Below are 13,882 nucleotides of genomic sequence, written 5' to 3' on the forward strand. Positions count from 1 at the left end.
GCGAAGTGTCAAGTCGGCTAGCGGGCGCGGGAGATGGCGAGGCCGGCCGCCCGCCCCGAGAAGATGCACCCGCCGAGGAAGGTGCCCTCCAGGGCGTTGTACCCGTGCACGCCCCCGCCGCCGAAGCCGGCCACCTCCCCGGCGGCGTACAGGCCGGGGACGGGCGCCCCGTCGGCGCCGACCACCCGCGAGTCCAGGTCGGTCTGCAGGCCGCCGAGGGTCTTGCGGGACAGGATGTTGAGCCGTACGCCGATCAGCGGGCCGTGCGCCGGGTCGAGGATCCGGTGCGGCCTGGCGACCCGGGCGATCCGGTCGGTCAGCGACCGGCGGGCGTTGTGGATCGCCATCACCTGCACGTCCTTGCTGAAATCGTTGCCCAACTCCCGGTCCCTGGCGACAATCTGACGCTCAATCATGGCGGCGTCGAGCTTCGGGCCGCGGGCGATCCCGTTCATCGCCGCGACCAGCTCGGGCAGGGTCCGGGCGACGACGAAGTCCTCGCCGTGCTGTTTGAACCGCTCCACCGGGCCCGGAGCGCCCTTCGCCAACCGGCTCCGCAGCGCGAACCCCAGGTCGCGGCCGGTCAGATCGGGGTTCTGCTCCGAGCCGGAGAGTGCGAACTCCTTCTCGATGATCGACTGGGTCAGGACGAACCAGGAGTAGTCGTGGCCGGTGGCCAGGATCTGCTTCATCGCGCCGATAGAGTCGGCCCCCGGCACGCCGGACATCCCGGTCAGCCGGCGCCCCTCGGCGTCGAACCACATCGAGGACGGGCCGGGCAGGATCCGGATGGCGTGGTCCGGCCAGACCGGGTCCCAGTTGTGCACGCCCTCGGTGTACGCCCACATCCGGTCGCGGTTGACCACCCGGCCGCCCGCCCGCTCGGTGATGGCCAGCATCCGCCCGTCGACGTGGGCGGGCACGCCGGAGATCAGGTGCTCGGGGGCCGGACCGACCCGCTCGGTCGGCCAGTTGGCGCGCATCAGCGCATGGTTGTGCCCGATGCCGCCGGAGGTCACCACGACCGCCGCCGCCCGCTCCTCGAACGGGCCGGTCACCTCCCGCGAGGACTTGACCCCGCGCGCCGAGTCGTCCGGCGCCAGCACCGAGCCCCGGACGCCGACCACCGCGCCGCCCCCGCCCTCCTCCGTCAGCAGCTCGTCCACCTGGTGCCGGAAGGCGAACCGCACCAGCCCGGCGCGCTCCGCCCGCAGCACCGGGCGCAGGAAGGCCTCCACCACACCGGGCCCGGTACCCCAGGTGATGTGGAAGCGCGGCACCGAGTTGCCGTGGCCGGTGGCCGAACCGGCACCCCGCTCCGCCCACCCCACCAGCGGCACCACCCGGTGGCCCAGCTCCCGCAGGTAGCCGCGCTTGCCGCCCGCCGCCCACGCCAGGTACGCCTCGGCCCACCGCCGGCCCCAGACGTCCTCGTCGTCCGGGCGGTCGAAGCCCGCCGAACCGAGCCAGTCCTGCCGGGCCAGCTCCAGGGAGTCCTTGATCCCGGCCCGCCGCTGCTCCGGACTGTCGACGAAGAAGAGCCCACCGAGCGACCAGAACGCCTGGCCGCCGAGGTTGCGCCGGTTCTCCTGCTCGACGACCAGCACCCGCCGACCGGCCTTGGCCAGCTCGTGCGTCGCCACCAGTCCGGCCAGGCCGGCCCCGACCACGATCACCTCAGGCTGGAACGGCATGCAGCTCTCCCTCGGGGGAATCCGCCGTCGCCCGGGCGCGACGGCCGTACGGTCCCCATGGCCGTACGGTCCCCATGCTCGGGCGGGCCGCGGGGGCGGGCGCTAGGTTTGTCAGATGGTGATGAAGAAGACTGTGCCACCGGAGCACGGCACCCGGGTAGGGGGCGCGTCGTCGGCCGCCCGGTCTGCTGCGGACCGGCCCGCGGCCGACCGGTCCGCGGCCGACCGCCCTGCCGTCGACCGCTCCGCCGCCGTGGCGCGGATCCTGGCGGACGAGCCGGGCATGGTCGAGGCCGCCCTGGCCGCCGTCACCCGGGAGATCCCCGCCTACGCCAACCTCGACGCCCGCCAGCTCGAAGAGGTCCGCTCCCTGATCGTCTGGACCCTCCGCCGGGTGCTCGAACTGTGGTCGGTGGACGGCGCCCTGGACGCCGGCGACCTCCGGATGTTCCGCGGCGTCGGCGCCGTCCGGGCCCGGGACGCCCGCCCGCTGGCGGCCGTACTGCGCGCCTACCGGGTGGCCGCGCTGGCCTTCTTCGACCGGATCGGCGAACGCTTCCCCGACACCGTCCCGTCGCGCGACCTCAGTGCGCTGGCCCGGGTCTGGCTGACGGTGCTCGACCAGTCCTCGGAGGCGGTCTTCGACGGCTACGAGTCCACCGGCCGCATCCTCAGCGAGGACCGCGAACGCGCACTCCGCGGCCTCCTCGCGGACCTGCTGCTCGGCCGGCAGAGCCACGCCGGCACCCTGCGCGCGCGGTTGCGCGAACTCGACGCCGAACTGCCCGCCACCTTCGACCTGTTGGTGGTCTCCCCGGCCGCCGGTGCCGCCGGTTCCGCCGACGACGCGGCACGGGCGGCCGCACTGGCGGCCACGGCCCTCGACGCCCGAACCGCAGCCGACCGGGCCGGCGACCTCGAACTCACCTCGCTGCACACCGTCATGGACGGCGTCGGGGTCGCCCTGCTCAAGGCCGTCGACCCGGCGGCACTGGACCGCCTGACCGGCGCGCACGCCCTCACCGGCGCCCGGCTCACCGGCGTCACCGCCGCCCCCGCCCGGGTCACCGATGCCGTACTCGGCCACCTCGCCCAGGACGACGACACCCGTCGGACCCTCGACGCGGTCATCTACGCCGACGGCGCCGCCGGCGCGGCCGCCCGCCTCCACCTCCACCCCCAAACCGTCCGCTACCGCCTCCGCCGCCTCGCCACCACCACCGGCCGCGACCCCCGCACCCCGTGGAACCGCTTCGTCTTCCAGACCGCCCTCCTCACAGCCACCCCCTGACACCCCCGCGCCGAGCCGACGTCTTCGCCCTCGTCCGCAACGGCAGCGCGTGGGCACGGAGTTGCGGCGGGAGGCGGCAGAATCGGGCCATGCGCATTCTGATCGTCACGGCCGGTTCACGCGGAGACGTCGCGCCCTACACCGGGCTGGGGCGGCAACTGCTGGAGGCGGGCCACCAAGTCGCCGTGGCCGCCCACGCGTCCTTCGCCGGGCTCCTCGCCGACTGCGGGCTCGAACACCGGCCCGTGCCGGGAGACCCGCACGAGCTGGTCCGGGAGTTCTCCCGGGCGGCGCTGCGGGCCTACACGGACGGGCTGGCCGACGGGGTCGCGGAGGCGGCGGCGGGCGGGGCCGACGTGGTGCTCACCGCCTTCGGCCCGGCACCGCTGAGCCGGGCGGCGGGCGAGGCGCTCGGTGTCCCCGTCGTCGGCACCTACCTCGCCCCGTCGTTCGCCACCCGGGAGTTCGCGCTGCCCAACGCCCGGAACGCGGACGACCTGGGGCCGGAGGGCAACCTCGCGGCGGGCCGGGACGTGCTGAGGCGCGCGGAAGGGCTCTTCGTGGACGCCGTCACCAGGCTGCGCGCCCGGCTCGGGCTGCCCGCCGACCCGCCCACGGCGGCGGCCGACATCCGGCCGGCCTTCCACGGCTACAGTCCGCTGGTGCTGCCGCGCCCCGCCGACTGGCCGTCCCGGGCCCGGGTGGCGGGCTACTGGTGGCCCGCGCGGCCGGCCGGCTGGCAGCCCCCGGCCGACCTGCTCGACTTCCTCCGGGCCGGCCCGCCCCCGGTGTTCATCGGGTTCGGCAGCATGGCGGTCGGGGAGGGGGAGCGGCTCAGCGGGCTGGTCGCCACGGCGGTCGAGCGGGCGGGCGTACGGGCGGTGGTGCAGGCGGGCTGGGCCGGGCTGAACGGCTGCGGCGACGACGTCCTGACCGTCGGTGACGTCCCGCACGACTGGCTGTTCCCCCGCACCGCCGCCGTCGTCCACCACGCCGGAGCGGGCACCACGGCGGCCGCCCTACGGGCCGGGGTGCCCGCCGTCGCCGTGCCCGTCATGGCCGACCAGCCGTTCTGGGCGGCCCGGCTGCACACCCTGGGCGTCGCCCCCCGCCCCGTCCCGTTCCAGGACCTCACCGCCGAAGCCCTCGCCGACGCGATCACCACCTGCCTGACCGACCCGACCCACCACCACCGCGCCACCCACCTCGCCCGCGGACTCGCCACCGAGGACGGCGCCGCCCCCCTGCTCGCCCACCTCGCCTCACTGCCCGACAACCCGAGCGCGAAGCCGCGGTAGCGCCGCTCTGACCAACACTCACCGAGAGCGGACGCGGCGCCCGGTCCGGGGAGTCGGAACGGCAACCGGACCGGGTCCCGGCGGGGTCGCCTTCGGCTGCTGCCGGGCCCGGGCGGCGTCGGGTGGGGTGGCGTGAGAGGCTCCTGGTATGGAACAGCGCGTACTCGGCCGGACCGGCCGTCCCGTTTCGGTGGTCGGACTCGGCACTTGGCAGCTCGGTGCGGACTGGGGTGACGTCCGGGAGGAGGACGCCCTGGCCGTGTTGGAGGCGTCGGTGGAGGCGGGGGTCACGCTCTTCGACACCGCGGACGTCTACGGGGACGGTCGCAGTGAGCGGCTGATCGGCCGGTTCCGGAAGGAGCGGCCGGACGCGGAGGTGTTCGTCGCGACCAAGTTCGGCCGCCGGGTCGAGCAGCGGCCCGAGCACTACCGCCTCGCCAACTTCCGTGCCTGGGCGGACCGTTCGCGGGAGAACCTGGGCGTGGAGCGGCTGGACCTGGTGCAGCTGCACTGCCCGCCGACGCCGGTCTACTCCTCGGACGAGGTGTTCGACGCCCTGGACACCCTGGTGGCAGAGGAGCGGATCGCGGCCTACGGGGTGAGCGTGGAGACCTGCGCGGAGGCGCTGACCGCGATCGCGCGTCCGGGCGTCGCCAGTGTGCAGATCATCCTGAACGCCTTCCGGCTCAAGCCGCTGGAGCGGGTGCTGCCCGCGGCGGAGGCGGCCGGGGTGGGGATCCTGGCGCGTGTGCCGCTCGCCTCGGGGCTGCTCTCGGGCCGCTACAGCGAGCGGACCGTCTTCGGCCCGGACGACCACCGCACCTACAACCGCCACGGCGAGGCCTTCGACCAGGGCGAGACCTTCTCCGGCGTGGACTTCGCCACGGGCGTCGAGGCGGCCCGGGAGTTCGCCGCGCTCGCACCCGAGGGCGCCACGGCGGCGCAGACGGCCCTGCGGTGGATCATCCAGCAGCCCGGGGTCACGACGGTGATCCCCGGCGCCCGCAACGTGGCGCAGGCCCGCTCCAACGCCGCGGCCGCCGAGCAGGCCCCGCTGCCCGCGGCCACGCTCGACGCCGTACGGGAGCTGTACGACCGCCGCATCCGGCCGCAGGTGCACGACCGCTGGTAGGAGCGTCGCCGGCGGTCGCCGCCGGGTCTGGAGGGGATCGGTGGCACTACCGGCACTGGTCGAGGTCCGGTACCGGGCGGACCAGATGGCGGATCCCGGCCGTCTCACCTCCGTCGAGGACGTCGATCGCCTGATCGACGAACTCCTCGACGGCTCGGCGTACGAGAACCTGGCTCAGCTGACCCACCTGGCCAGGGGGATCGTCAAGCCGAGAGTTCCGGGCCACGACTTCCCGGCGGTCCCTGACCACGACTTCCAGGTCGGAGTCGACCGCGAGCAGGACGTCGGGGTGCTGCTCTTCATCGACGGCAGTGGGAACTTCGTGACGGCAGGCCCGCCGGAGTCGCGCAACGCCCCGCGTACTACCTCGGACTCGTCGCTCCACTGAGCGTCAGCGCGTTCCGGCGGGAAATGTCACCGGTCTGCTACGCGCGTCGAAGCGGGGAACCCCGGTGGGGTGGTTGACGTCCTCGACCTCGGAGAACACGCAGGTGGAGTCGGGGGAGGGGTCGTTGATGGACATCAAGGCGCGCATGGGGACCGTGGGCAACCGGTCGCGGGCGGCCGTCGCGGTGGCGGTCGTCGTCGCCGCGGCGACGGCTTGGGCGGTTCCCGCGGTCACCGCGACGGTCCCCGGCCATGACCGGAACGTCGCCCAGGCGCAGGACGGGTCCGCCGAAGGGCAGGGCGGCCAGGACGGTGCCCAGGGCAGCGGCGGCGGTGCGCAGTCCGGCGGCATACCCGAGGGCATAGCCCACGCCTCGGAGGCCGGGGGCAACGCCGTCAACATCACCATCGACGACGGGCCCGACCCGGTGTGGACCCCGAAGGTCCTCGACGTGCTCAAGCGGTACGGGGTGAAGGCGACCTTCTGCATGATCGGACCGCAGGCCAAGGCCCACCCGGACCTGGTCAAGCAGGTGGTGGCGGCCGGTCACCGGCTCTGCGACCACACCGTGGACCACGACACCACGATGGACAAGAAGCCCGTCGCCTACCAGGAGCGGGAGATCCTGGACGCGAAGAAGATGATCGAGCAGGCCGCGGGCGGCGCCGAGGTCATGTACTACCGGGCCCCCGGCGGCTCGTTCACCCCCGACAGCCGGCGGATCGCCGCCGCGAACGGCATGCGCCCGCTCGGCTGGAACGTCGACTCGAAGGACTTCGAGAAGCCCGGCACGGCGGCCATCGTCGAGACGGTGAAGAAGGAGCTCGCCCTCGGCCCGACCGTCCTGTTCCACGATGGTGGCGGCGACCGGCAGCAGACCGTCGAGGCCCTCGGCCAGGTGCTCACCTGGTTGAAGAGCCAGGGCCGCGCCACCGGCTTCCCGGTCCGGACCACTCCGTGACCGTCGTCGTCCCAGCCGTCCCAGCCGTCCCAGCCGTCCCGGCCGTCTGGGCCGGCCGGGCTAGCGGATCCCGGAGGCCCGGGCCCGGAGTTCGCGCTTGAGGAGCTTGCCGCTCTGGTTGCGGGGCAGTTCGGTGACGAAGAGGACCTTCTTCGGCACCTTGAACGGTGCGAGCCGGCTCCTGACGTGGGCGATCAGTTCCGCCTCGGTGGGGGCGGGACTGCCGGGGCGGAGCACGACGAAGGCGGTGACCGCCTCGATCCACTTGTCGTCGGGGACGCCGATCACCGCGACCTCGGCCACGGCGGGGTGGCTGTAGACGGCCTCCTCGACCTCCCGGGAGGCGACCAGCACCCCGCCGGTGTTGATGACGTCCTTGATCCGGTCGACCACGGTCAGGTAGCCGGCCTCGTCGGCGACCACCAGGTCCCCGGAGTGGAACCAGCCGTCCTTGAAGGCCTCGGCGGTCTGCTCGGGCGAGTCCCAGTAGCCGAGGCACAACTGCGGTGACCGGTAGACGACTTCGCCCGGGGTGCCGGGCGGCACCTCGGTGCCGGTCCGGTCCACGACGCGGGTCTCCACGAACAGCACCGGGCGTCCGCAGGAGGCCGGGCGGTCGAGGTGCTCCTCCGGCCGGAGCACCGTGGACAGCGGGCCGATCTCGGACTGGCCGAAGCAGTTGTAGAAGCCGACCTGCGGGTAGCGGGCACGCAGCCGGTCGAGCACCGCCACCGGCATGATCGAGGCGCCGTACTGGGCCTTGCGCAGGGAGGACAGATCGTGCCGGTCGAGGTCCGGGTGGTTGGCCAGCGGAACCCACACGGTCGGTGCCAGGAACAGCGAGCCGATCCGGTCGGCCTCGATCCGGCGGAGCAGCTCGGGGATGTCGGGCGACTCCAGCAGCAGGACGGAGGCGCCGACGGCGAGGTACGGGAGCAGGAAGACGTGCAGGGCCGCCGAGTGGTAGAGCGGCATGCAGATCAGCGGCCGGTCGTCCTCGCGCAGGTCGAGGGCGTGGAGGGCGGACAGGTAGGCGTGCACCAGGGCGCGGTGGGGCATCATCGCGCCCTTGGGGCGGGAGGTGGTGCCGGAGGTGTAGAGCAGCTGGGCGAGCTCGGTCTCGGCCGGACCGGTGCCGAGTTCGGGCACGGGGCCGGCCGACGCGGCCTCCAGCAGGCCGGTTCCCAGTAGTCCGGTGCCCGAGAGCCCGCTCCCCGGCAGCCCGGCCGGGTCCTCCCGCAGCGGTAGCACGTGTTCGACGGCCAGGCCGTCCCGGACCCGCTCGACCTCCGGCGCGAGCGCCGGGTCGCTGAGCACCGCGCGGGTGCCGGACTGGCCGAGCAGGTAGCGCAGTTCCTTGCCGGTGAGGGCGTGGTTGACCGGGACGTGCACCAGTCCGGCCCGGGCGCAGGCGAGGAAGGCGATCGCGTAGGCGTCGGAGTTGCGCCCGTACGCGGCGACCCGGTCGCCGGGCCGCAGCCTGAGCCCGAGCAGGTGCCCGGCGGCACGGCTGACCGCCTCGTCGAGCTGCCGGTAGGTCCAGCTGCGGTCGGCGAACGTGAGGGCGACGCGGTCGGGGGCCCGGCGGGCGCTCCGGCGCAGCAGCCCGTCGACGGTGCCGGCTCGGGGGTCGTCGCTCATGGTCACGGTCACGGTCTCGCTTTCGTACGGCGGGGCGGCGGGGTGGCTGAACGGCTGGGAGGCCGGGCGGCTGCGCCCGGTCCGGACGACCGGAGCGGGCAGGAGCAGCCTGCCCGGTCCGGACCGCTCGCACCAGGGCCTGCGCCCGGCCGGTCCGTCCGCCCGGTCCGTCGGGTGCGTGCGGGCGTGTGCATCGGCCCCGGCCGGGTAGGTGCCCGGGTAACCATCGATTCCGGGGCCCGGCACCGTGCCGGGCCGAAGGGTGCTGCGAAGACGGTCACCGTTCGTATGCGACGGCCCGACCTCGGAGGAGAATCGACGCCACCGGGCGGGGAGTCCGACGAGGAGGCCGGCCATGAAGAGCCTTGAACGCCGCTACGCGGTGACCCTGCCCGGGTCGATCGGCGGGCACGCTCCGCCGCCGGTCGTCGTGGTCCGCGTCACCGAGGCCGTGGGCCCCGGCGGCGGACCGGTCTGGACGAACCGCGCCGGCGACCTCCGGGTGGAGATCATCGGCGAGGTCGCCACCGTCCTGTCCGCCCCGGACGGCATGGGGCGGCACCCCTGCCTGCACGCGGTGCCGCTGCCGGACCGCCTCGCGCCGTAGCACGCATGCCTGCACACGCCCGGGGCGGCGGGAGGCTTCGCGGAAATGCCGTTCCGCCGGAATTCAGGAACTGCGGAATTCGCTTCCGGCTTTGACGCTGCGAAGTCGCGCTGTTACGATCAAATGAGTCTTGATTGATCATTCGACAAAACCCCCCACCGCCGCGAATGCCGTCGCGAAGAACGACGGAAGGCCGCTGGGAGGAATCGAAGCCATGACATGACGACGCACCCCCTGGCCGTGCTGAGAATCGCGATCGGCCTTTCCCAGTCCGCGTACGCCCAGCTGATCGCCCGTACGCACGCGGAACTCGGCTACGGGCCGATGGCCGCGCGGCGCGAGAAGGTCTCCCGCTGGGAATCGGGCCGGATCGCTCCGGAACTCGGCGCCCAGCTCGCCATCGCCCGTATCCACCAGGTGGACCGGGAGATCGTGCTGCGCCTGGGCTGGCCGCAGTGGCTGTTCGTCGCCGGCGGCGACGGTGCACTGCTGCGGCAGCCGTGGAATCCGCAGGCCGCCGTCGACATCACCTGGGCCGCCGCGGGCGGGCCGGGGAATCCCGGCCCGGGCCCTGCACTGATCGCCACCGGTGCCACGCTCACCGCCCAGATCCGCGGCGCCGTGGCGGCACTCGCCGACGGCCCGTGCCCGCCCGTGCACGAAGGCCCCCGGATCGGCCCCGGAACGCTCGGCTGGGCCGAGACCCGCATCCGCACCCTGGAAGAACTGGAGGCCGGCAGCCCGATCCCGCAGGACGCGCTCCACGCCGCCGCCCGGGCCGAGTACCGGCTCGTCGGTGACCTCCTGGCGCGCCACCGGTACGACCGGACCACCGGCACCCGGCTGTTCCTGCTCGCGGCACGCAGCGCGGCCCTGTGCACCTGGACCAGCGGCGCCCTGGGGGAGGAGGGCCGCGCCGAGCGCTACGCCCTGGCCGCGATCCGGGCCGCGGCCGCCGCCGGGGCGCCCCGGCACACCGCCGCCTACCTCTCGCTGCTCTCGATCAGGCACCTGCGCCGCGGCGACCCCCGGGACGCCCTCGCCCTGCTCCGGGCCGCCCGGGCCGTCGACCCGCACCCCACCCCCAGGCTGGCCGTCATCCTGCACACCCGGCAGGCCCGCGCCCTGGCCCGGCTCGGCGAACCCGCCGCCGGCCTGCGTGCGCTGGAGCACGCCGAGCAGGCCCTGTCGGCGGCCGCGCCGGGCTGGGACGCACAGGCCGACCCCACCGGCAGCAACATCGACGAGGAGTACCTCGCCCTCGCCCGCGGTCACACCTGGCTGCGTCTGGGGCAACCGGCCCGGGCCCTGGACAGTTACCGGAGCCTGCGCACCGACGGCGCGCCGACGGCCCGGCCCCCCTCGCCGCACGCCGTGGCCCGGCTGCGCCCGCTGGTGGAGGCCCAGTTGGCGGTCGGGCAGGTCGACGAGGCGGCCGCCACCGTCCACGGCGCCGTCGACCGGGCCGGGACCCTGCCGCCGGGGCTCGCCCACTGGTTCGGCAGCCGGCTCGCGCCGCACGCCGACCACCCCGGCGTGCGGGAGCTCCTCGACCACCTGGACGATCGGCCCGCGCCGCAGCGTCGGACCGGGTTCGAATCCGGGGGCGGCTTTGAGTCCGGGGGCGGCTTCGAGCCCGGGTCCGCCTGAAAGCGTCAATTCCCGTTCCGGCAATGCCGTCGGCAGTGCCTCGGGGAGTGCCTCCGCGTCTGGCGAATTCCGTATCGGTTTTTCTAGGATCCGGTACCGAAGCCGGTCCGGAGCCGGTCTCGGTTCCCCCACGATCTACAGAGACATCTCAAGACTGCATCCATGGCGCACCCACTCATCCTGTTGCGGTCCGCGAAGGGCCTTTCCCACCCCGAATACGCCCGTCTCGTCGCCCGGACCCATGTCGAGCTCGGCCTCGGGCAGATGGCGGCCCGTCGGGAGAAGGTCTCCCGGTGGGAATCGGGACGGACCGTCCCCGAGCACACCGCGCAACTGGCGATGGCGCACATCCACGGAGTCGCCGCCCGCGAGGTGCGCCGTCTCGGCTGGCCCCACTGGCTGCACCTGGTCATCGGCGACACCACCCTGCTGGAGCAGCCCTACACGGCCGCCGGCGCCGAGCTCGCCCTGAGCAGCGCCCTCCACCTGCCGAAGGCGCCACGCTCCCCGCGGCTCCTGCTGCGGGGGCCGGCGCTCACCGCCCAACTGCGGTCCGCGCTCACCCAGATCGCGGCGGACGGCGGGGGAACCCGCGCCGGCCGGGACGCCCGCCCCGGCCGGGGTGACGTGCCGGGCCGGTCCCAGGCCCTCGCCGAGCAGCTGCACTGGATCGAGGCCCGCACCGGCGCGCTCGAACGGCACGAGGACGGCTCGCTGATACCCGCCGAGGCCCTCTACCGGGCGGCGCACGCCGAACACCGGCTGGTCGTCGGCCTGTTCAACGGCCGTGACCGCGACGACCCGGCCGCCCGCCCGCTCTTCCGGCTCGCTGCCCGCACGGCGCTGCTCTGCACCTGGTTGAGCAGCGCCGTCGGCGAGGAGACCCGGGCGGAGCGCCACAACCTCACCGCGATCCGGGCCGCCGCCGCTGCTGCCGCGCCCGGGACGGCCTCGGCGGCCATGGCCCACCTCGCCCGTCGCCACCTCACCGCCGGCTCCCCGGCCGATGCGCTGGCGCTCGTCCGGGCAGCCGCCGCCGTCCGCGCAGGGCAGTCCGGTCAGTCCGGTCAGTCAGGACAACCCGGACAGTCCGGACAGCGCGGGTCCTCGTACGGTCCGGAGAGCATCCTGCACTGCGCGGAGGCCCTCGCCCTGGCCCGGCTGGGGAACGCCACCGGCGCGGCGAGGGCGCTGGACCGGGCCGCCGCGAGCGCCGCCTCGGGGGGTGCCGGTCCAGCGGTCGGTGCCGGTGCCGGTGCCGGTGCCGGGGCCGAGCGGTGCGTCACCGTCAGCCGGGCCCTGGCCGCGCTGTTCCTCGGGGATCCGCAGGGTGCGAAGCCGTACTTCGAGCTTTTCACGGACTCCCTGCTGGCACCGCGGAGCGCCGTCCCGTCGCCCCAGACGGGTGTCTGGCTCCTCTACGCGGCCGACGCGCACCTCGCGCTCGGTGAGCTCGACCGCGTCGCCGACACCGTCCACCGCGCCGTCGACGTCACCGGGAGGCTCCCGCCCGGACTCGACCTCCAGTACCGCGCGCGGCTGGCCCGGCACGAGAACGAGCCGGCCGTCCGGCAGGTCCTGGAACGCCTGGACGAGGGCTCCCGCTCCAACCGGCCGATCCCGTAACGGCGATGACCTGGTGGCCTGCCGTCCGGTCCGTGCTGTCCACACGCTCGCCGCACGGGTCGCCGACGATCCGTGCCCGGCCGGGGCCGCCGCCCCTCGACCCCTTCGGAGGCGACATGGTCCACGTCCACCCCCTCACCCGGCTGCGCGAGGGCATGGGCCTGTCCCAGTCCGAGTACGCCAAGCTCGTCGCGCGCACCCACACCGCGCTCGCGCTCGGGAACACGGCGGCCCGCCGGGAGAGGGTCTCCCGCTGGGAGGCCGCCCGCTCCGTCCCCGAGCACACCGCCCAGCTCGCCATGGCGCACATCCACGGGATCCCCGCCCGCGAGGTCCACCAACTCGGCTGGCCGCACTGGCTCCACCTGGCCACCGGGGACGCCACCCTGCTCGACCAGCCCTACACGGACCACGGTGCGGTCCTCGCCCTGCGCGCCGTCGTGGACCTCTCCGGGGCTCGGCATTCACCTGAACTCACCCTGAGGGGGCGTGAGTTGGCATCCCACCTGGGTGCTGCCCTGACACAGCTCGCCGACCCGGGCCGGACCGGCTGGACCCGCCGGACCACCCGCTCGGCCGCCGGGTGCGTTCCCGGCCTGGTCGGGAACCGCCTGCGCTGGAGCGAGGCCCGCACCACGGCTCTCGAACAGCAGGAGGCCGGCACCTTGATGCCCGCCGCGGCCCTGTACGGCGTGGCGTACGCCGAACACCGGCTCGTCGTCGGCAACCTGCTCAGCGGTGCCCGCACCAGTACCGAAACCGGCGCCGGGACCAGCGGCGGCGTCGAAAGTCCGGGACCACGGCGGCTGTTCCCGCTCGCGGCCCGCACCGCCCTGCTCTGCACCTGGCTCAGCAGCGCCCTCGGCGAGGAGACCGGAGCCGAGCGGCACAACCTCGCCGCACTCCGTGCCGCCGTCGCCACCGGTGACCGGGCCGCAGCGGGCGTCGTGATGGCGCAACTGGCCACCCGGCACCTCATGGTGGGTGACGCGGCCGACGCGCGGATGATCGTGCGGGCCGCCAGGGCCGCCGACCCTGAGCCGGCCCCCGCCGCGGCCGTCGTGCTGCACACCAGGGAGGCGCTGGCCCTCGCCCGCCTCGGCCGGTCCGGTGACACGGCGCGGGCGCTCGACCTCGCCGCCGACACCCTCGCCGCCGACACCTCGGTCGCCTCCGACCACAAGCACCGGCACCGGCCCGGGTTCCCGTTCACCGTCGACGACCGCTTCCTGACCTCCGTACGGGCCGACGCCTGGCTCCACGCGGCCGATCCACGGCGGGCCGAACCCCACGCCGCCGCGCTGCTCGACTGGCTGGACGGCCCCGAGCCGGTGCTCGCCCCGCCGCTGACCGGCCGGATGCTGCTGTCCGTCGTCGACACCTACCTCGCCCTCGGCGAGGCGGCGCAGGCCGTCCGTGCCACGTCCTGCGCCATCGGCGTCTCCGGCACCCTTCCGCCGGGCCTGGCCCGGCAGTACCACCGCCGGCTCGCGGCGCACCAGCACGAACCGCTGATCCGGGAGGCGCTGGAACAGCTCGCCCACGGCGAGTTCTGACCAGGGCCCGGCGCCGGTCGGCAGGGGTCGGGCGGGTT

General features: G+C 74.6%; 11 protein-coding genes. 9 read left to right on the plus strand and 2 right to left on the minus strand.

The features are described 5' to 3' along the window. Positions 1–17: 17 nt before the first annotated feature. Positions 18–1,694, minus strand: coding sequence for an FAD-binding dehydrogenase (locus ACFY2K_RS14245; protein WP_387711498.1), 1,677 nt, complete (start codon positions 1,692–1,694; stop codon positions 18–20). Between the two features lie 115 nt (positions 1,695–1,809). Between ACFY2K_RS14245 and ACFY2K_RS14250 the strand changes: the two genes are divergently transcribed. From ACFY2K_RS14250 to ACFY2K_RS14270, 5 genes are all read left to right on the plus strand, one after another. Then, a complete protein-coding gene (locus tag ACFY2K_RS14250; RefSeq protein ID WP_387711500.1) occupies positions 1,810–2,985 on the plus strand; it encodes a helix-turn-helix domain-containing protein in 1,176 nt (391 codons plus the stop codon). Positions 2,986–3,074: 89 nt separating this feature from the next. Further along, positions 3,075–4,283, plus strand: coding sequence for a glycosyltransferase (locus ACFY2K_RS14255; RefSeq protein ID WP_387711502.1), 1,209 nt, complete (start codon positions 3,075–3,077; stop codon positions 4,281–4,283). A 148-nt stretch (positions 4,284–4,431) separates the two neighbouring features. Then, a complete protein-coding gene (locus tag ACFY2K_RS14260; protein ID WP_380642544.1) occupies positions 4,432–5,415 on the plus strand; it encodes an aldo/keto reductase in 984 nt (327 codons plus the stop codon). 40 nt (positions 5,416–5,455) lie between these two features. Further along, entirely contained in the window at positions 5,456–5,803 is a 348-nt protein-coding gene (locus ACFY2K_RS14265; RefSeq protein ID WP_380593066.1) for a hypothetical protein, read from the plus strand. 127 nt (positions 5,804–5,930) lie between these two features. Next, positions 5,931–6,764 carry a polysaccharide deacetylase family protein gene (locus tag ACFY2K_RS14270; RefSeq protein ID WP_380593067.1) on the plus strand — a complete coding sequence of 278 codons (834 nt, stop codon included), beginning with the start codon at positions 5,931–5,933 and terminating at the stop codon, positions 6,762–6,764. Positions 6,765–6,824: 60 nt separating this feature from the next. Here ACFY2K_RS14270 and ACFY2K_RS14275 read toward each other — a convergent pair whose 3' ends face one another. Next, positions 6,825–8,405 (minus strand): acyl-CoA synthetase, encoded by a 1,581-nt coding sequence (locus ACFY2K_RS14275; protein WP_387711505.1) that lies wholly within the window; start codon positions 8,403–8,405, stop codon positions 6,825–6,827. Positions 8,406–8,760: 355 nt separating this feature from the next. Between ACFY2K_RS14275 and ACFY2K_RS14280 the strand changes: the two genes are divergently transcribed. The 4 genes from ACFY2K_RS14280 (at position 8,761) to ACFY2K_RS14295 (ending at position 13,844) form a co-directional block, all read left to right on the plus strand. Then, on the plus strand, positions 8,761–9,012 hold the full coding sequence (locus tag ACFY2K_RS14280; protein WP_380593069.1) for a DUF6296 family protein: 252 nt from the start codon (positions 8,761–8,763) through the stop codon (positions 9,010–9,012). A 219-nt stretch (positions 9,013–9,231) separates the two neighbouring features. Next, entirely contained in the window at positions 9,232–10,662 is a 1,431-nt protein-coding gene (locus tag ACFY2K_RS14285) for a hypothetical protein (RefSeq protein WP_387711507.1), read from the plus strand. A 162-nt stretch (positions 10,663–10,824) separates the two neighbouring features. Continuing rightward, positions 10,825–12,288 carry a hypothetical protein gene (locus ACFY2K_RS14290; protein WP_387711509.1) on the plus strand — a complete coding sequence of 488 codons (1,464 nt, stop codon included), beginning with the start codon at positions 10,825–10,827 and terminating at the stop codon, positions 12,286–12,288. A gap of 116 nt (positions 12,289–12,404) precedes the next feature. Continuing rightward, positions 12,405–13,844 (plus strand): hypothetical protein, encoded by a 1,440-nt coding sequence (locus tag ACFY2K_RS14295; protein ID WP_387711511.1) that lies wholly within the window; start codon positions 12,405–12,407, stop codon positions 13,842–13,844. Positions 13,845–13,882 lie beyond the last annotated feature (38 nt).

The sequence above is a fragment of the Kitasatospora sp. NPDC001309 genome (assembly GCF_042896295.1).
Classification (GTDB): domain Bacteria; phylum Actinomycetota; class Actinomycetes; order Streptomycetales; family Streptomycetaceae; genus Kitasatospora.